The sequence below is a fragment of the Staphylococcus sp. HMSC077D08 genome (assembly GCF_001837945.1).
GTDB lineage: Bacteria > Bacillota > Bacilli > Staphylococcales > Staphylococcaceae > Staphylococcus > Staphylococcus epidermidis.
The window spans coordinates 1-17684 of record NZ_KV834743.1 but is presented as its reverse complement, the minus strand read 5'-3'; the positions used below and the strand labels follow the sequence as shown (position 1 = coordinate 17684).

Genomic DNA, 17684 nt, shown 5'->3' with positions numbered 1-17684 from the left:
TAAAAAGATTTTTTAAGGATAGAAAATTAAGCAAATTTAATTATAGATTAAATTGACGAGAAAAAAGTTAAATTAAGTAGCCATTAGCTATATCGTTGAAAGAAAGAGCTAAACTTGAAGACTGTTTTTAATTTAATGAAATTCGTTAGTAGAATTATGATAGCCTGAGACAACAATCATTGTCCCAGGCTTATTTATTATTGTAATGAGATAACTAAATCAAGATAATCTTTTTATTATACTCATTACTAACATGGTGTAACGAAAGTAATTTGTTTTTAGTACTACGCTTATATATACAATGTAACTTAAAGTGACATACTGTGTAACATGACCTTACCTAATTTTGCTTTTTAAAAAAACACTCATTATGATGTTTTTAAAGGAAGTGGTAAGTATGAATATGAATGATACAATATTTCTATTTTTATGTACTCTATTAGTATGGTTAATGACACCAGGTTTAAGCCTTTTTTATGGGGGACTCGTACAATCAAAAAATGCTTTAAATACTGTAATGCAAAGTATGGTTGCCATTGTCATTGTCACATTTATATGGATAATGATTGGTTTCTCTTTAAGTTTTGATGGAGGTAATCAATGGATAGGTGGTTTGAAATTTTTGGGTCTTCATCATGTTGGTTTTGAAACTTCAAAAACTTTGAGTCCTCATATCCCTCTCTCATTATTTATGTTGTTTCAAATGATGTTTTGTACAATTGCGGTATCTATTTTATCAGGTTCGATAGCCGAGAAAATGAGATTCATTCCTTATCTGATTTTTGTGAGTTTATGGGTTCTATTAATTTATAGCCCTGTTGCCCACTGGGTATGGTGTGGTGGTTGGATTAGTAAAATTGGAGCAATAGATTATGCGGGTGGAACAGTAGTTCATATAACATCAGGTGTATCTGGTTTGGTTCTTGGGATAATGATAGGTATAGGTAAAAAGAAAGAAAAACATACTCCCCATAATCTATTAATTACACTTATAGGTGGTATATTAGTATGGTTAGGATGGTATGGATTTAATGTGGGCAGTGCATTTACATTCGATCACATAGCCATGATATCGTTTGTGAATACAGTTATTGGTGCAAGTGCAGGTGCTTTCGGTTGGTTAATCTTTGAATATATCTTGAAAAAGACTACAAGCTTACTAGGTCTTTTATCTGGAGCACTCTCTGGTCTTGTCGCTATTACACCAGCAGCAGGATACGTCAGCTATATGAGTGCTATGATTATTGCAATAATTGGTGGCATAGGTTGCTATATCGTTATAAATTTAATCAAAGTAAAACTCCAATATAATGATGCACTTGATGCATTTGGTATTCATGGTGTAGGTGGTATCTTAGGAGCTGTGTTTACAGGAGTTTTTCAATCACATCAAATTAATAGTGCGGTGCAGAATGGTTTTATCTATACAGGTGATTTTAAAATAGTAGTCATTCAACTTGGCGCGGCAATTGCGACTGTCGTTTTTAGCGCAATAGTCACATTTTTGATTGCTAGATTTATTAAAATTTTTACTCCTTTAGCTACAACTCAAGAAGAAGATAAAACCGGACTCGATGTTATAGTACACGGTGAGAAAGCATATTTCTATGGAGAGCTAAATAAGTTTAATCGTCATATTAAGTTTTAAAATTATATAAATGACAATCACCTAACACGTCAATTTATTTAATCGTATTCTAAACAATAATTTCAACTATTTAAAGCGTTGGTTCATATGATAAAATAAAAAGAAATGATGGATGACGTGATAGGTGATTTTTTATGAAAAATATATCAGATATAGCAAAACTAGCTGGAGTATCGAAAAGTACTGTTTCACGCTTTTTAAATAATGGATCTGTAAGTCCAGCAACAAAAGAAAAAATAACTAAAATAATAGAAGAAAATAATTATCAACCTAATCAATTTGCACAAAGCTTAAGAGCTCGACGTACCAATTTGATTGGAGCAATTATTCCACGTATGAATTCATACGCTGTTGATGAAACAATTAAGGGCTTGGTACACCAATGTAATAAACATCGATATCAGTTATTATTAAATTACACAGGATTAGAAATAGACGGTGAAATTTCGGCACTAAAAACATTATCACGTAGTAAAGTTGATGGAATCGTGCTAATGGCAACACATATTACTGAAGCGCATATTGAAGTCATTGAGAAAATAGATGTTCCTGTCATTATAGTAGGACAAGAACATGATCAACTATATAGTATATATCACGATGATTATGAAGCTGGATATAAAATTGGAGTACTCATTGGTGAAAAAGGATGTCGAAATGTACATTTCTTTGGTGTAAGTGAAGAAGATATTGCAGTTGGTGTTCAACGTAAGCTGGGAGTTATTCAAGCGTTGAATGACTATCACATAAGTCCGAAAATTTATGAGACAACATTTAAGCATGAACAAGCTTTTAAAGATGTAAGTCGGCAACTTAAAAGAGTACATCATGCTGATGCGATAGTTGGAGCAACTGATACCATTGCTTTTGCAATCCATAAATATTGCTCTGATCGTCAACAAAGGTTTTACAATTGTTCAATATATGGATTTGGTGGAGACCCTATGACTCAAATAGTATCACCTGTCATTCAAACGGTTAGCTATAATTACTTTGAAGCAGGAGAGCAAGCATTAAAAGAAATTAACCAACTATTAAAAGGTGAACAAACAGCATTAAAAATAAAAATTCCTATCCATTTGAATTAACATGCACAACAAGCTTGTTTTAGTTAAAATGGAACCGATACCACATATAATGATAATTGCTAATCAAATTGATATAATTATTGTGAAAACATAGTTAAATGAAATAATTAATTATATGTTGACTGGTATCAATTGGATATTAATAGGCCTGAATTTAAACATGTCAAAAAGTGACATTATTAACATATTTGTCTTAATCGATATGTTAGAATAATAGAGTTATTAATATATAAATAGTTTTAGTAGGAGGTAGAACATAGTGGAGTGGACTCGTGAAGAGAGATACCAACGTATTGAGGATGTTGATGAAACATATCTTGAGCAACTGAAACACCAAGTGGATACATCTTTATATAGACAAACATTTCATATCCAACCTGAAATGGGTTTATTGAATGATCCAAACGGACTCATTTATTATGAAGGATACTACTATATTTCACATCAATGGTTTCCGTTAGGTGCTGTGCACGGTTTAAAATATTGGTTTAATTATAAAAGCAAAGATTTATTACATTTTGAACCTCAAGGAACACTTCTTAAACCTGATACTAAGTATGATAGTCATGGCGTATACAGTGGAAGTGCTTTTGAATATCAAAATCACCTTTATTATATGTATACAGGTAATCACCGTGACCAACATTGGAATAGAATTTCCAGTCAAATGATTGCCAGAATGAACAAAGATGGAAAAATAGAGAAGTTTCCTAAACCTGTGATTTATGGACAACCTGAAGGCTATACAAGTCATTTCAGGGATCCCAAGGTATTTGAAAAAAATAATCAACTGTACGCTATTCTAGGTGCTCAAAATGAAAATGAGATGGGTCGTTTACTTTTATATCGTAGTCAAGATGTTGTTGATTGGCATTTTGAGGGTGAGATTAAAACTAATCTGACACAATTTGGTTATATGTGGGAGTGCCCTGATTATTTTAGACTAGGCAATAAAGATGTCATACTCATGTGTCCACAAGGTGTTGAAGCTGAAGGAGATAAATTTAGAAATATCTATCAATCAGGGTTTATGATAGGAGATTTAAACTTTAATAATCTATTTTTCGATCATGAAAGTTTTCAAGAATTGGATAATGGTTTTGATTTCTATGCGCCACAAACGTTTATTGATGCAGATGGACAACGCATTTTAATAGGATGGATGGGACTTCCAGATACAGAGTATCCTACAGATAAAGAGGGGTGGGCACATTGTCTTACTATTCCTCGAGTACTGACTATTGAAAATGGAAAACTTAAGCAACGACCTTTTAAGCAGTTAGAAGAATTAAGAACAAATAAAGAAACAGCTTTGGGATATGCTAATAAATTCAAACGTAAATTACATCCATATGAGGGTAAACAGTATGAGATGATTATAGATATATTAGAAAATGATGCTTCAGAAATATATTTTGAATTGCGTAGCTCTCGATCTGAATCTACACTGATTACTTATAATAAACACGAAAATAAACTCACTTTAGATCGTACCGATAGTGGGAAACTACCATCAAATGTCGATGGAACAACGCGTTCTACCATTTTAGACTCACCATTAAAACAGTTACAAATTTTTGTAGATACATCTAGTATCGAAATATTTTGTAATGATGGTGAGCGTGTTTTAACCTCACGTATTTTCCCAAATGAGGATGCTACTGGTATAAAAGCTTCGACTGAATCTGGTCAAGTATATTTAAAATTCACTAAATATGAATTAAAAGGGTGATTTATAATGAGACGTCTATTTGCCATTGGAGAGGCATTAATTGATTTCATACCACACGTAACACATTCAAAATTAAAAGATGTTGAACAATTTAGTCGACAAGTTGGAGGCGCACCGTGTAATGTAGCGGCTACAGTAAGTAAATTAGGTGGAAAATCAGAAATGATAACACAGCTAGGAAATGACGCGTTTGGTGATATCATTGTAGAAACAATTGAACAACTTGGCGTAGGTACGCAATATATTAAGCGAACTAATAAAGCAAATACTGCGTTGGCATTTGTTAGCCTTCAAGATGATGGTCAAAGAGATTTCTCATTTTATCGTAAACCTTCTGCAGATATGTTATATCAACCTGAAAATATTGATAATATTCAAGTATTTCAAGACGATATTTTACATTTTTGTTCTGTAGATTTAATAGAGAGTGACATGAAATATGCCCATGAGAAAATGATTGAAAAATTCGAGTCAGTAGGTGGTACCATTGTTTTTGATCCTAATGTACGCTTACCTTTATGGGAAGATAAACTCGAATGTCAACGTACAATTAATGCGTTCATACCTAAAGCACATATTGTTAAAATATCTGATGAAGAATTATTATTTATTACTGGTAAGAAGAATGAAGATGAAGCAATTCAATCTTTATTTAGAGGTCAAGTTAATGTAGTGATTTATACGCAAGGAGCACAAGGTGCCACTATTTTTACCAAAGATGATTATCGTATTCATCATGAGGGGTATCAAGTTCAAGCAATTGATACAACTGGTGCTGGTGACGCATTTATAGGTGCTATTATTTATTGCATACTCCAGGCTCGGCATTCTGAATGTAAAGATTTATTTAAGGAAAAGGGAAAGGATATACTAGCGTTTAGTAATCGTGTTGCAGCACTTACAACAACGAAACATGGTGCTATTGAAAGTTTGCCAACAAAAGAAGATATAAAAGACTATTATTGATTAAAAACATAAGAAATAAGTCAAACACCCACCTTTACAACTTCATATCGTAAAGGTGGGTGTTACATTATATTTTTTTAACATTACGTACTGAAGCGAAACAATTTTCGCCATTCTTAAAGTAAACAATACGTTCTTTTGAATCAATAGATTCAATATTATGCCTGTTTATCACAAAACTGTTATGACATCTAAAGAAACGTTCATCAAGCTGTGCTAATTCTTTTAAATTTCCATAAAATTCAATTTGTCGATTATCAAGATGTGCGATGAGTCTATGAGATTTCGTAGATGATTCAAAAAACATAATATCATCATATTGAACGTATACTGAATTACTTCCACGTTTTAACTCAATCGTATCTACATTACTTTCTTTAGATAATAATTTGAGTCGTGTATGTGCTGTTTCAAGACAATCTATGATTCTCATTTTTAATTCAGACGGATCATCCTTAAAAATAAAATCCATAGCAGCCACTTTATAAACAAACGTCAAATAAGTCAGTTCACTGTGACTGGTTACAAATATAATATTACCAACAGGATCATGTTTACGAATTTCACTGGCTAATTTAATACCGTTCATATCAGCTTCTAATTGAATATCAAGGAAGTAACAACCAATGTCATTAAGTTCTTTTGATTGCTCTAAGACCTCATAAGGATCATTTGTTGCTAAAGTTAACTCCATTGGCTTTTCTTCAATCATTATGTAGTTTTTAATGATTGATACCATATGTTCTCTTTGTCTTTGGTCATCTTCACAAACAAAAATTTTCATTTAATTCTACACATCCTTATGATTCCTTATTATTTATTTCGACTTTTTGCACAAAGTAACCATTTTCAATGACAGTATCTAATAAAACATTCTCGTTTGAGTCTGTCAGTTCTTTTAAAGTTGATAAACCTATACCGCGATTATCGCCTTTAGTAGAAAAACCTTGTTCAAACAACTCATGAATTTTAGGAATATCATCACTACATTTATTCATAACGATAAAAGTGACAGATTCATCATTATCAATGAATGCGATATTGATGAGTGGTTCATCAATATTTTCTGAAGCTTCAATAGCATTATCAGTTATAATACCGATAATACGACTAAGCTCAACAGTATTCATATCGATACGATCAATTTCATCAGGAACCTCAATACTAATTGGAATACGTTTTTCTTGAGCTTGAATAATTTTAGTAGTAATCAGCCCTTTAATTTCTCTCACTTTCAATTTTTCAATACCATTCATTTTAATAGAGCGAGTTTTTAATTTATCTTTCATTGGGACAATATGTTCATCAAAATATTTACGTAATCCAGGCATATCATCTTCTCTTATGTAATCTGAAAGAGTGGTGAGGATATTCACATAATCATGTCGGAACTTACGCATTTCATTGTTAATGCTTTCTATACGTAACGTGTACTCATAATATGCTTCGATTTCTTGTAGCTTACGTTTATATTTCATTTCACGTAGTGCGAAAGCCGATAACAATAATATAACCAAACTCAAAAATACGATAACAGAAACAAAAATGATGGCATAAAATTTTAAACTATTATTTTCTTGTAAATTAGTTTGTGAAATTATATAGAAGTATATAAAAGCAATAGCTAATACAAAAGAAATAATAAAGTAATATCTTTTGCTTATATATAAATAAATATACCTAAGCTTAATTAATAAGTGTTTAAATAAATGTGCCAAAATTAAAGATAAAATGACATAAATTAATAAATGAAAGATAGTAAATAAATAAATATTATGTATTATATCTTCAGTATATAAAGAGATGACTACTGTAATAAAATTTGTTAAATATGACAACAAAGTGCTCATTAACACTATAACTATAGAATACCATCTGACTTTTGAATAGAAGAAAATTATAATCATTAATACTACAAGTACAAGTGCTTGGCTTGAATAAACATTATATAATATTGCAGAAAGGATTATAATTCCAGTAATGAAAATATAATCCTTTCTTACAAATTTAATATTAGCAATAGTTTTTATAACCCAAACCAAAAGAAATATCTGTATAGCTGCAAATGATAAAAAGTTAAGCTCATCCAATTGAATACACTCTTTCTACTAAATTCTACTCATCTAGTTTAGTTAATTCTTCTGGCACTTGTGGCTCATCGAGATAACTAGCACAAGGGTTGTATTTTGCTGCGTTACCAATTACTGCCATAAAGTTTGAAAATATTTTTAAAAATAAGCCACCTAATAAATTCATATTTGTTAATCCTCCTTAGGAAAAAATATTGGTAAAAGTGTAATAGCCTCTATTACAACACCCGATATTACATTTTTTTTGAATACTTCTTCTAGTGTTAAAGCGATTGTTATGATTACGATAAAACTTAATATGGAGAGTACTTTTTTCTTCTTAAATAAATGTTTAGGTATAGGTTGTTTCTTGGTTGCAGCCGGTGCAAAAGATATTACTAATAAAAAACTAATCATGGCTAAAAAATAAAATATATTTGTACTAAGAGGAAGGTGTAGCACTAGCCAAGGTAAAAATAAAAAATAAAGAATATTTTGTATATGACATTGAAGAGTTGTTTTAGCATGTGCACCATGAGCAAAAATTCTTAATAGAAAGTAACTAATATGAGTTAAAAATGTAAAAATGAGCAAATCAAAAAAATAAGATAGTCCGTATAGAACCACTGTTTTTTCAATATTACCAGCAACTACTTGCATCCCTAAACGAACTTTTAGAAACTGAATGTGATCTAAGTTATTTTTACGTTGTAAATATTGAGCAAATTGCTCAATATTTTTATCGATGATTTTCACTTGTTTACTACTCTCCTCAAGTGTCATTATACAATTTTGCGCAACATATTTTAGAAAACATGCCTAACTGTCAAAAAAACATACCTAAGTGTTTTAATTAAGTGCTATTAGATATTTTATCATATTTAGTTTTACAGTTGAGTACTAAATATTGCTATTTACGAAATTTTAATCTTTAAATGGAAAAATCATGTTTTAATAGACTCATATCACAGAGATGTGATTGAAAGATAGTTGAAAAATTTGCTTAATCTAGTAGAGTGAATGTTAAATTCATTCGTATCCATTACCTTAATTCGAAAGGAGTGAAGTTATAATGGCAGCAGATATCATTTCTACAATCGGTGATTTAGTAAAATGGATTATCGACACAGTTAATAAATTCAAAAAATAATTTTTGAATGAGTCTATTGTAACTTTTGTAACTTTGTTTTCTTCGTATAATTAATACTATTAGTGAGTTGTTGAGCCATCCCAACTTAATAATTTACTAATATAAACTAAGCAAGTGAGAAGCATTTGCTAGTAGCTGTAGTTTCCTTGGACTCAGTGTTACGTATTATTCTTAGCTACCTTAAATAGGTAATTATTTCTAGCATGTAAACTATCGTAAACAACATTCAATTTATCATGTTAAATAGATAAATTCACTAAAATTTTTTCATAATTAATAACATCCCCAAAAAATAGATTGAAAAAATAACTGTAAAAACATTCCCTTAATAATAAGTTATCAAGCCGTGAGTCTCTCCCAAGCTCACGGCTTTAACTATGCTATTTATAAAGATGTGGTTTTAGATTTTTGAAAACTGGAATATATTCTCTTTGTTGATCTACTAAGTCTATGTCGATATGTGTTGTTAGTACACCTTCTTTATCATCTAAATGGCCTAAAATTTCACCATTAGGATTAATGACAATCGAATTTCCAGCATAACTGGTGTGACCATCATCACCACAACTATTACAAGCTACAATAAAAATATCATTTTCGATTGCTCTCGCTTTTAGTAATGATAACCAATGATCTAGTCTTGAGTTAGGCCACTGCGCTACATAAAAAGCAATTTTAGCACCTTTTCTAGCTGGATAGCGTAATATCTCTGGAAATCGTAAGTCATAACAAATGATTTGTGTCACAAGTGTTTGATCAGATAAATAAAAAGGTTCAGGGACTATATGTCCACCACATAAAAAGTCTGGTTCACGTAACATTGGCACGAGATGTATTTTGTCATATTCATTAATCAATTCTCCGTTTTTATTGATTGCAAAAGCAGTATTATATATATGATTTTCTCTTATATTTGAAACTGAACCTGCAATGATATCCACATTAAATGTATGTGCTAAATCTTTTATAAAGAGAGAACTGTCTTTAAGATTTTTATCAGCTTTTTGTTCTAATTCTTCTAAAGCATAACCGTTATTCCACATTTCTGGAAGCACGACGACACTGGTATCTTTATCTAAATATTGCTTAAACTTAGTTTTGATATTTTGCATATTTTTTTCAACATTTCCACGTTCTACATTGAATTGAAGTATTTGGATTTTCAATATATTCACCCGCCTGTCATTTTAGTTATAAGATACTAAAATTGCCAGTTAAAGGCAAAATTTCATTTAAAATATCTAAAATTTAATCATGTTAATCTATACATACAACTATATTGAACTAACATAAATTTTGAAATTTTGTTAGGCTTAGGGTGAAGCTTTAGCTTACATCTAATTATCAAGTACTAATTAAAATAAAAAATTTCATGAATTCTGTTGTTTACAAATAGTTACTTTTACGTTTCAACTTTATTAATATTAATTTTCAATAATCATATTTAAATGCAAAATGCTTAGTTTTTTTATATACTTGAAATAACAAAAGATTGTAATGGGGAGGTGGTTGAATCTATGAAAAAGTTTAACATTAAACATTCATTTATGCTTACGGGCTTTGCGTTCATGGTAACTACATCATTATTCAGTCACCAAGCACATGCTGAGGGTAGTCATCCTATTGACATTAATTTTTCTAAAGACCAGATTGATAAGAATACAGCTAAGAGCAATACTATCAATGAAGTGAATGACACTAGTCGCACAGGAAATAGTATGAATTCGGATAATGATTTAGACACAGATATCGTTTCAGATAGTGATTCAGATTCAGACATTGACACATATTTAGATAGTGATTCAGATTCAGATGGTGACTCAGATTCAGGTAGTGACTCAGGTGCAGACAGTGATTCCGATTCAGATAGTGATTCCGATTCAGATAGTGATTCGGACTCAGATAGTAACACAGATTCAGACAGTGACTCTGACTCAGAAAGTGACTCAAATGCAGACAGTGATTCAGACAGCGATTCGGACTCAGATAGTGACTCAGATTCAGACAGTGACTCGGATTCAGATAGTGACTCAGATTCAGACAGCGACTCGGATGCAGACAGTGATTCAGACAGCGATTCGGACTCAGATAGTGACTCAGGTGCAGACAGTGACTCGGATTCCGATAGTGATTCCGATTCAGACAGTGACTCGGATAGTGATTCAGACTCTGATACAAGTTCAGGTAAGGGTTCACATACCGGAAAAAAACCTAGTAACACTAAAGGAAATACAAATAGACCTTCTCAAAGTCATACGAATCAACCCCAAAGGCCTAAATACAATCAAACAAATCAAAACAATATAAACCATAATATTAATCATACACGTACTAGTGGAGACGGTGCGCCATATAAACGTCAACAAAATATTATTAATTCTAGTTCAGGTCATAGAAATCAAAATAATATAAATCAATTTATATGGAATAAAAATGGCTTTTTTAAATCTCAAAATAATATCGAACATAGAATGAATAGTAGTGATAATACCAATTCATTAATTAGCAGATTTAGACAATTAGCAACGGGTGCCTATAAGTACAATCCGTTTTTGATTAATCAAGTAAAAAATTTGAATCAATTAGATGGAAAGGTCACAGATAGTGACATTTATAGCTTGTTTAGAAAGCAATCATTTAGAGGAAATGAATATTTAAATTCATTACAAAAAGGGACAAGCTATTTCAGATTTCAATATTTTAATCCACTTAATTCTAGTAAATACTATGAAAATTTAGACGATCAGGTTTTAGCTTTAATTACAGGAGAAATCGGCTCAATGCCAGAACTTAAAAAACCTACGGATAAAGAAGATAAAAATCACAGCGCCTTCAAAAACCATAGTGCAGATGAAATAACAACAAATAATGACGAACACTCCAAAGATTATGATAAGAAAAAGAAAATGCATCGAAGTCTTTTATCATTAAGTATTGCAATAATTGGAATTTTTCTAGGAGTCACTGGACTATATATCTTTAGAAGAAAAGGGTAATAAAATAAGCATCTCGCCATGTATGATAATTGATTTATACATGATGAGATGCTTTTATTTTTAAAATATAAAATGGAATATAAATGTTGCTTGTTCTTGCAATTTTTTAATAGAATCTCCACCTATAACTTGAGTTAATACAACCGAACCATTCATAAGCATGTGTATACCTATTGGCACTGCAATTCGTTTTGTATAAACATAAGCAAGTGAGAAAATGACTCCCATTCCAAAATATACTGGTATAAATTTAAAGTCATTATGTGCTAAAGCGAATATTAGAGAGCTTACTACAGATGCAATAATAAAGCTTACCACACGTGATCCTTTTATAAAGTTATACAATTCTCCGAAGATAACTTTACGAAAAACGTATTCCTCTAAAATGGGGCCTACGATGGATATTAAAACGATAAATATCGGCATTTGCTTAGCAATATCCATTAACCTTTCGGTGTTTGGACTTCTTTGGGGACTTCCATTGATGACAAATAAAATTATACTGATAATGAACTGGTAAATCATCACAATACAAAATCCTAATAGAACCCAGGCGAGAATATATCTTTTAGGTTCCTTATGTCCTTGTTCTAATTGAGTAGGATTTTTAATGGTTGCTTGCATGAAAATGATTAACAATGCAACGATGATGAAGATAGATACTTGCATGATAATCATTGTTTGGGCAGTTTGCATTTTAGACATATCTCCAAGTAAATGGCTACCTAAAACCAAACCAGGTAATATTTGAGCTAAACCGTAGAATAGAACGGTTAATAGGGATACCCATAACCTTTTCATAATTTCCCTCCATCTATATATGTATATTATATATTTTATCGTAAATAAAGGTTAAGTACAAAATTAATAGTCCTTATTGCTTGATATATTGACCAATTTTGATTAATATTAAAAACAGATTAGCACTCTATATATCAAAGTGCTAAATCACATGTAAATGAAGGAGGAACAATCATGCTTAAACCATTAGGAAATCGTGTGATTATTGAGAAGAAAGAGCAAGAACAAACAACTAAAAGTGGCATCGTTTTAACAGATAGCGCTAAAGAAAAATCAAATGAAGGTGTGATCATTGCAGTTGGACAAGGTCGTTTATTAGACAATGGCACACAAGTTGCTCCTCAAGTCAGTGAAGGTGACACAATCGTCTTCCAACAATACGCAGGTACTGAAGTGAAACGTGGCGACAAAACATATTTAATTTTAAATGAAGAAGATATATTAGCTATTATAGAATAAAGAGCGAATTTTAAATATTAATTAAATGATTTAATAAGTGGAGGTTGTTTAGACTATGGCAAAAGATCTTAAATTCTCTGAAGACGCACGTCAAGCAATGTTACGTGGCGTTGATAAATTAGCAAACGCTGTAAAGGTTACAATTGGACCTAAAGGGCGAAATGTTGTTCTAGATAAGGATTATACAACACCTTTAATTACAAACGACGGTGTAACAATTGCTAAGGAAATAGAGTTAGAAGATCCATATGAGAATATGGGTGCAAAATTAGTGCAGGAAGTTGCGAATAAAACAAATGAAATTGCTGGGGACGGTACTACTACAGCAACAGTATTAGCGCAATCAATGATTCAGGAAGGTCTTAAGAATGTTACAAGTGGTGCAAATCCTGTAGGCTTAAGACAAGGTATTGACAAAGCAGTGCAAGTGGCTATAGAAGCACTTCATGAGATTTCTCAAAAGGTTGAAAATAAGAACGAGATAGCGCAAGTTGGAGCTATTTCAGCAGCAGATGAAGAAATCGGACGCTACATTTCTGAAGCAATGGATAAAGTAGGTAACGATGGCGTTATCACAATTGAAGAATCAAATGGATTTAATACAGAATTAGAAGTAGTTGAAGGAATGCAATTTGATCGCGGTTATCAATCACCATATATGGTAACTGACTCAGATAAAATGATAGCTGAATTAGAACGTCCATATATATTAGTAACGGATAAGAAAATTTCATCATTCCAAGATATTCTTCCATTATTAGAACAAGTTGTGCAGTCTAGTCGACCAATTTTAATTGTTGCGGATGAAGTAGAAGGTGATGCGCTTACTAATATTGTTTTAAACCGTATGCGCGGAACATTTACTGCTGTAGCAGTTAAAGCTCCAGGATTTGGTGATCGACGTAAAGCAATGTTAGAAGACCTAGCAATATTAACTGGTGCTCAAGTCATTACTGATGATTTAGGTTTAGAACTTAAAGATGCATCTCTTGATATGCTAGGTACTGCAAATAAAGTTGAAGTGACTAAAGATCACACAACAATCGTAGATGGTAATGGTGATGAAAATAATATTGATGCTCGAGTAGGTCAAATTAAAGCGCAAATTGAAGAAACTGATTCAGAGTTTGATAAAGAAAAATTACAGGAACGCTTAGCAAAACTAGCTGGTGGAGTAGCTGTTATCAAAGTAGGGGCTGCAAGTGAAACAGAACTTAAAGAACGTAAACTAAGAATTGAAGACGCATTAAATTCAACACGTGCGGCGGTGGAAGAAGGTATCGTTGCTGGTGGTGGTACTGCGTTAGTCAATATATATCAAAAAGTAAGTGAAATTAAAGCAGAAGGTGATGTTGAAACAGGTGTTAATATTGTTTTACAAGCATTACAAGCACCAGTTAGACAAATTGCTGAAAATGCAGGATTAGAGGGTTCAATTATTGTTGAACGTTTAAAACATGCTGAAGCGGGCGTTGGTTTCAATGCAGCAACAAATGAATGGGTTAATATGTTAGAAGAAGGTATAGTAGATCCAACTAAAGTAACTCGTTCAGCGTTACAACATGCAGCAAGTGTAGCTGCTATGTTCTTAACAACTGAAGCAGTCGTTGCTAGTATTCCGGAGCCAGAAAATAATGAACAACCTGGAATGGGTGGCATGCCAGGTATGATGTAAAATGGCTTATAAACATTGATATAAAGGCGTTTGTAAATTTATAATGACATAATTATGACATGAAAATATAAAAAAACAAAAATGCCCGTTTAATTCAGCTGAACTAAATGGACATTTAAAATAATTCTTTTGAGACGTTTTCCATGAGTTGACTAAACTTTTGGGAAGCGTCTTTTTTATATGAATTTGTGATTTTAGCGTAGATATTCATAGTAGTATTTATATCCTTGTGACGTAATCGCTCTTGTATTTCTTTGATATGTACGCCAGCTTCTATGAGCAATGCACAATGTGTATGACGGAACGAGTGTGTCGAGATATTTTTATCAATATTCGTTTGTTTCATGATTGATTGTATCCATTGTGAGATTTTCTTAATCACAAGGGGATAACCGTTATTATCAGTAAACACAAAATCATTATCGACATATAACTCATTTTTCCATTTATCCTGTACATTTACTTTATAATCTTTCAATAATTGAATGATGTTAGCATCAACAGAAATTTTACCAATAGAGCTTTCAGTTTTAGGTGTGAGTATTTGATACTTTTTCTTATTATTATTTGGATTGTAATATGTTTTAGTAATACTGATCGTATTGTTATCAAAATCAATATCAGACCACTTTAACGCCAATAATTCACCTGCACGCATACCTGTATATGCTAATGTGGTAAATACCTCAAAGCTATTGAGTGATGCATGCTGATATTTAGCTACTTGTAAGAATTCAAATAACTCCTCTTTCTCAAGAAACTTTTGTCGTAATTCATTGCCCTCTAATTCTTCGACAGTCATTTTCTTTTTAGGTCGTTTAATACCCTCACTAGGTAGAACCTTTATTAATTTCATATCATAAGCATACTTAAATATCATGTTAGTAGAAGCAACTATGCTATCAACGTAATTCTTACTAAACTGTGTCGTCATATCGTCCACAAAGGACTGATATAAGCGCTTATTTACCTTTTGTATGGGATAAGTACCAAAGCGACTAATAGCGTGGTGTATGGCTTTCTCACGTGCTCTCACACTGCTTACTTTAGCTTCATTACTGTATTGTTTAAGCCAATTATCAGCAACTTGCTTGAATGTTGTTGAAGAGGGGGCAATGTAATCACCATTCCTAATTTGACGTTCAATTAGCTCAGCATGATGTTTAGCATCTGATTTTCGTTTAAATCCAGTTTTAGAGATGTATTCATATTTACCAGTGGTTGGGTTCTTACCAAGCGATATACGATAACGCCAGTTATTTTTAGCGATTTGGTCATAGCTTGCCATTGTGGTCACCTCAGTTAGTCAATATTGTACCAATCTACTGCATTTTTTATTCTATTTTGTTTGTCTGTAGCTAAAATAAAGAAATCGTCTTTATCTTTTATTTTAGGATATTTGCTTTCTAGATAAACTTCTATCAATTTTTGAATAGTTTTTAAATCTTCTTTATCTAAAATATTATAAAAATACATTGATTTAGTATTTAATTTATTATCTTCAATAGTTGCAAGATCAGTAATAAAATCCCTACCATAAAAAACTTCAAATTTATTTTGAGAAAGTAACCACTTCAAATCAAAATAAGGATATTCAATTTTTTTGTAATCCATTGTATTGGTATTCATTGCTATTTTATTTTCGAATATTTCTCTATTATCACTAAAACTTTTGTTTAAAAATTCGTTTTCTTTTCGCTCCATATACTTAATGAAGTCATCAATAATTGTATTTTTAGTTTCTTTATCTAAATTACTATCTTCACTTGTAGCAAAGTCAGATATTATTTTTTCTATTTCTGGATATAAATAGTCATCATAATTTTCGATATCTTTATATTTTTCCTTAATTTTTAGGATTAATCCTAAAGTTAAGTTAAAGATAGTTTCTATCGTTGGATAAGAACGATTATTATTTTCGAGTTTACTAATGTAAGTCGTAGAAACGCCGGAGAGTTTAGCTAATTTATTAATAGATAAGTTTTCTTTTGTTCTATATTGCTTTAATATTTCGCTGAATTTCAAATTATCACCTCATTAATATTATTATATCTTTTTTAGTCGTGTACATACAATCAAAAAAAGTATTTGTTGACAGAACATATTGAATGGGTATATGATTAGTTTGTACACAAAATATTATAGTGTACACATTTACAAAAAGAGGTGATTAAATTGAAAAACAATTTAAGTATGTTGATGGGGAAAGAACGTATTAGTGCTTTGAAATTAAGTAAAAAAACAGGAATTTCCAGAACTACAATATATGGTTTGTATCACGAAAAAACTGAAAGTCCAGATATGAAAACAGCGATAACGCTGTGTGACTTTTTTGGAGTAACACTTAATGAATTTTTTGGAATTGATAAAGTAACAAAGGAGGAATAACCAATGTTCAATATTAAGATTGATGAAGTTGAAGCACGTGAATTACTTGAGCAAGCTATCAATGCACGTGTCGACGAATTAGCAAAAGAGAAATATTTTATGACCTATAAAGAATTGTCTGAGTATCTGAACTTAAGTAAACCAACGATTGAAGAATTACTTATTAATAACGGGCTTAAGTATTACATGGTAGGAAGCACATATCGTTTCAAGAAGTCTGATGTAGATGAATTCATGGAACAGCTTACAGCTCACATGGATATTCGGAATAACGATTTTAAGCAAGTGAATATTAAAAAATTACTGGAGGCGCAAAATGTATAAGTTTCTATTTTATTTACTTTTAACAGTAGTAGTAAGTTGTTTAGCAATATACGTTGTACCGTTTCACATGGTTCTAGCAATATATTTATTCGGTGTAATGTTTACGTTATTAATTAGTGAAAATTTAGGAGGATTAGAAAATGAATAATGAACAAAAAGAAGTTATCAAAGAAATTTATAACACATTACAAACAGTGATTAATGATAAATCGACTGAATATAATCACGAGATTAAAGAAGGCAATAACGAATGGACAGAAACGGTTAATCGTGAAGAACATTTACAAGCGATTATTAATTGGTCATTACAACAAATCGAAAATAACTTTGAATTTGAAGAGGAGAATATAAATGAGTTGGGAAATTAAAAATTTAATGTGTGATATAG

The 17684-nt window shown here is 31.4% G+C and carries 20 protein-coding genes; 12 read left to right on the top strand and 8 right to left on the bottom strand.

The features are described 5' to 3' along the window. Positions 1–397: 397 nt before the first annotated feature. The 4 genes from HMPREF2663_RS02025 to HMPREF2663_RS02010 all read left to right on the top strand — a co-directional run bounded on the left by HMPREF2663_RS02025 (position 398) and on the right by HMPREF2663_RS02010 (position 5434). Positions 398–1648 (top strand): ammonium transporter, encoded by a 1251-nt coding sequence (locus HMPREF2663_RS02025; RefSeq protein ID WP_070845684.1) that lies wholly within the window; start codon positions 398–400, stop codon positions 1646–1648. 134 nt (positions 1649–1782) lie between these two features. Beyond that, positions 1783–2736 carry a LacI family DNA-binding transcriptional regulator gene (locus HMPREF2663_RS02020; RefSeq protein WP_070845682.1) on the top strand — a complete coding sequence of 318 codons (954 nt, stop codon included), beginning with the start codon at positions 1783–1785 and terminating at the stop codon, positions 2734–2736. A gap of 259 nt (positions 2737–2995) precedes the next feature. Continuing rightward, a complete protein-coding gene (locus HMPREF2663_RS02015; protein ID WP_083319960.1) occupies positions 2996–4468 on the top strand; it encodes a sucrose-6-phosphate hydrolase in 1473 nt (490 codons plus the stop codon). Positions 4469–4474: 6 nt separating this feature from the next. Continuing rightward, the gene (locus HMPREF2663_RS02010) at positions 4475–5434 is read left to right on the top strand and encodes a carbohydrate kinase family protein (RefSeq protein ID WP_002447516.1); all 960 of its coding nucleotides are present in this window, start codon (positions 4475–4477) and stop codon (positions 5432–5434) included. A gap of 67 nt (positions 5435–5501) precedes the next feature. On the opposite strand, the gene agrA is transcribed toward HMPREF2663_RS02010, so the two are convergent. The 4 genes from agrA to HMPREF2663_RS01990 are packed head-to-tail and all read right to left on the bottom strand — an operon-like array spanning position 5502 to position 8259. Further along, entirely contained in the window at positions 5502–6218 is a 717-nt protein-coding gene (agrA, locus tag HMPREF2663_RS02005) for a quorum-sensing response regulator AgrA (protein ID WP_002447515.1), read from the bottom strand. A 16-nt stretch (positions 6219–6234) separates the two neighbouring features. After that, positions 6235–7524 (bottom strand): quorum-sensing sensor histidine kinase AgrC, encoded by a 1290-nt coding sequence (gene agrC, locus HMPREF2663_RS02000; protein WP_032603030.1) that lies wholly within the window; start codon positions 7522–7524, stop codon positions 6235–6237. A gap of 25 nt (positions 7525–7549) precedes the next feature. After that, positions 7550–7690, bottom strand: a complete 141-nt coding sequence (gene agrD / locus HMPREF2663_RS01995; RefSeq protein WP_002490348.1) for a cyclic lactone autoinducer peptide AgrD — start codon at positions 7688–7690, stop codon at positions 7550–7552. A 5-nt stretch (positions 7691–7695) separates the two neighbouring features. Next, positions 7696–8259, bottom strand: a complete 564-nt coding sequence (locus HMPREF2663_RS01990) for an accessory gene regulator AgrB (protein ID WP_002490345.1) — start codon at positions 8257–8259, stop codon at positions 7696–7698. A 316-nt stretch (positions 8260–8575) separates the two neighbouring features. Here HMPREF2663_RS01990 and hld point away from each other — a divergent pair, with 316 nt between their 5' ends. Continuing rightward, positions 8576–8653, top strand: coding sequence for a delta-hemolysin (hld, locus tag HMPREF2663_RS12050; protein ID WP_002494082.1), 78 nt, complete (start codon positions 8576–8578; stop codon positions 8651–8653). 380 nt (positions 8654–9033) lie between these two features. Here the strand turns inward: hld and HMPREF2663_RS01985 are convergent, their stop codons facing one another. Next, complete coding sequence (locus tag HMPREF2663_RS01985; RefSeq protein WP_002490351.1) at positions 9034–9819, bottom strand: carbon-nitrogen family hydrolase; 786 nt, start codon at positions 9817–9819, stop codon at positions 9034–9036. 351 nt (positions 9820–10170) lie between these two features. Between HMPREF2663_RS01985 and sdrH the strand changes: the two genes are divergently transcribed. Then, positions 10171–11649 (top strand): MSCRAMM-like protein SdrH, encoded by a 1479-nt coding sequence (gene sdrH, locus HMPREF2663_RS13150; protein ID WP_070845678.1) that lies wholly within the window; start codon positions 10171–10173, stop codon positions 11647–11649. Positions 11650–11709: 60 nt separating this feature from the next. Here the strand turns inward: sdrH and mroQ are convergent, their stop codons facing one another. After that, positions 11710–12450, bottom strand: coding sequence for an intramembrane glutamic endopeptidase MroQ (gene mroQ, locus HMPREF2663_RS01975; RefSeq protein ID WP_070845676.1), 741 nt, complete (start codon positions 12448–12450; stop codon positions 11710–11712). Between the two features lie 174 nt (positions 12451–12624). On the opposite strand from mroQ, the gene groES reads away from it, so the two are divergent. Both groES and groL read left to right on the top strand, forming a co-directional pair. Continuing rightward, positions 12625–12909: a co-chaperone GroES gene (gene groES / locus HMPREF2663_RS01970; RefSeq protein ID WP_001830378.1), complete on the top strand. Its 285-nt coding sequence runs from the start codon at positions 12625–12627 to the stop codon at positions 12907–12909. Between the two features lie 55 nt (positions 12910–12964). Continuing rightward, positions 12965–14584, top strand: a complete 1620-nt coding sequence (gene groL, locus HMPREF2663_RS01965; RefSeq protein ID WP_002487313.1) for a chaperonin GroEL — start codon at positions 12965–12967, stop codon at positions 14582–14584. A 115-nt stretch (positions 14585–14699) separates the two neighbouring features. On the opposite strand, the gene HMPREF2663_RS01960 is transcribed toward groL, so the two are convergent. Both HMPREF2663_RS01960 and HMPREF2663_RS01955 read right to left on the bottom strand, forming a co-directional pair. Continuing rightward, positions 14700–15872 carry a tyrosine-type recombinase/integrase gene (locus HMPREF2663_RS01960; RefSeq protein ID WP_070845674.1) on the bottom strand — a complete coding sequence of 391 codons (1173 nt, stop codon included), beginning with the start codon at positions 15870–15872 and terminating at the stop codon, positions 14700–14702. A gap of 14 nt (positions 15873–15886) precedes the next feature. Then, a complete protein-coding gene (locus HMPREF2663_RS01955; protein ID WP_070845672.1) occupies positions 15887–16609 on the bottom strand; it encodes a helix-turn-helix domain-containing protein in 723 nt (240 codons plus the stop codon). A gap of 150 nt (positions 16610–16759) precedes the next feature. Between HMPREF2663_RS01955 and HMPREF2663_RS01950 the strand changes: the two genes are divergently transcribed. The 4 genes from HMPREF2663_RS01950 to tscA are packed head-to-tail and all read left to right on the top strand — an operon-like array spanning position 16760 to position 17664. Continuing rightward, positions 16760–16972, top strand: coding sequence for a helix-turn-helix domain-containing protein (locus HMPREF2663_RS01950; RefSeq protein WP_070845671.1), 213 nt, complete (start codon positions 16760–16762; stop codon positions 16970–16972). A gap of 3 nt (positions 16973–16975) precedes the next feature. Next, a complete protein-coding gene (locus HMPREF2663_RS01945; RefSeq protein WP_070845669.1) occupies positions 16976–17296 on the top strand; it encodes a helix-turn-helix domain-containing protein in 321 nt (106 codons plus the stop codon). Beyond that, entirely contained in the window at positions 17289–17444 is a 156-nt protein-coding gene (locus HMPREF2663_RS12835) for a hypothetical protein (protein WP_176746324.1), read from the top strand. The genes HMPREF2663_RS01945 and HMPREF2663_RS12835 overlap by 8 nt, the downstream gene beginning before the upstream one ends. Continuing rightward, the gene (gene tscA / locus HMPREF2663_RS01940; RefSeq protein WP_070845668.1) at positions 17437–17664 is read left to right on the top strand and encodes a type II toxin-antitoxin system antitoxin TscA; all 228 of its coding nucleotides are present in this window, start codon (positions 17437–17439) and stop codon (positions 17662–17664) included. Before HMPREF2663_RS12835 ends, tscA begins: the two co-directional genes overlap by 8 nt. Positions 17665–17684 lie beyond the last annotated feature (20 nt).

Bases quoted from the DNA above. Each gene is read 5' to 3' on its own strand.
- HMPREF2663_RS02010 (WP_002447516.1), top strand. From the start codon at position 4,475: ATGAGACGTCTATTTGCCATTGGAGAGGCATTAATTGATTTCATACCA.
- hld (WP_002494082.1), top strand. From the start codon at position 8,576: ATGGCAGCAGATATCATTTCTACAATCGGTGATTTAGTAAAATGGATT.
- HMPREF2663_RS01945 (WP_070845669.1), top strand. From the start codon at position 16,976: ATGTTCAATATTAAGATTGATGAAGTTGAAGCACGTGAATTACTTGAG.
- agrA (WP_002447515.1), bottom strand. From the start codon at position 6,218: ATGAAAATTTTTGTTTGTGAAGATGACCAAAGACAAAGAGAACATATG.
- HMPREF2663_RS02025 (WP_070845684.1), top strand. From the start codon at position 398: ATGAATATGAATGATACAATATTTCTATTTTTATGTACTCTATTAGTA.
- HMPREF2663_RS02020 (WP_070845682.1), top strand. From the start codon at position 1,783: ATGAAAAATATATCAGATATAGCAAAACTAGCTGGAGTATCGAAAAGT.
- mroQ (WP_070845676.1), bottom strand. From the start codon at position 12,450: ATGAAAAGGTTATGGGTATCCCTATTAACCGTTCTATTCTACGGTTTA.
- groL (WP_002487313.1), top strand. From the start codon at position 12,965: ATGGCAAAAGATCTTAAATTCTCTGAAGACGCACGTCAAGCAATGTTA.
- groES (WP_001830378.1), top strand. From the start codon at position 12,625: ATGCTTAAACCATTAGGAAATCGTGTGATTATTGAGAAGAAAGAGCAA.
- HMPREF2663_RS01960 (WP_070845674.1), bottom strand. From the start codon at position 15,872: ATGGCAAGCTATGACCAAATCGCTAAAAATAACTGGCGTTATCGTATA.
- HMPREF2663_RS12835 (WP_176746324.1), top strand. From the start codon at position 17,289: ATGTATAAGTTTCTATTTTATTTACTTTTAACAGTAGTAGTAAGTTGT.
- sdrH (WP_070845678.1), top strand. From the start codon at position 10,171: ATGAAAAAGTTTAACATTAAACATTCATTTATGCTTACGGGCTTTGCG.
- tscA (WP_070845668.1), top strand. From the start codon at position 17,437: ATGAATAATGAACAAAAAGAAGTTATCAAAGAAATTTATAACACATTA.
- agrD (WP_002490348.1), bottom strand. From the start codon at position 7,690: ATGAATTTATTAGGTGGCTTATTTTTAAAAATATTTTCAAACTTTATG.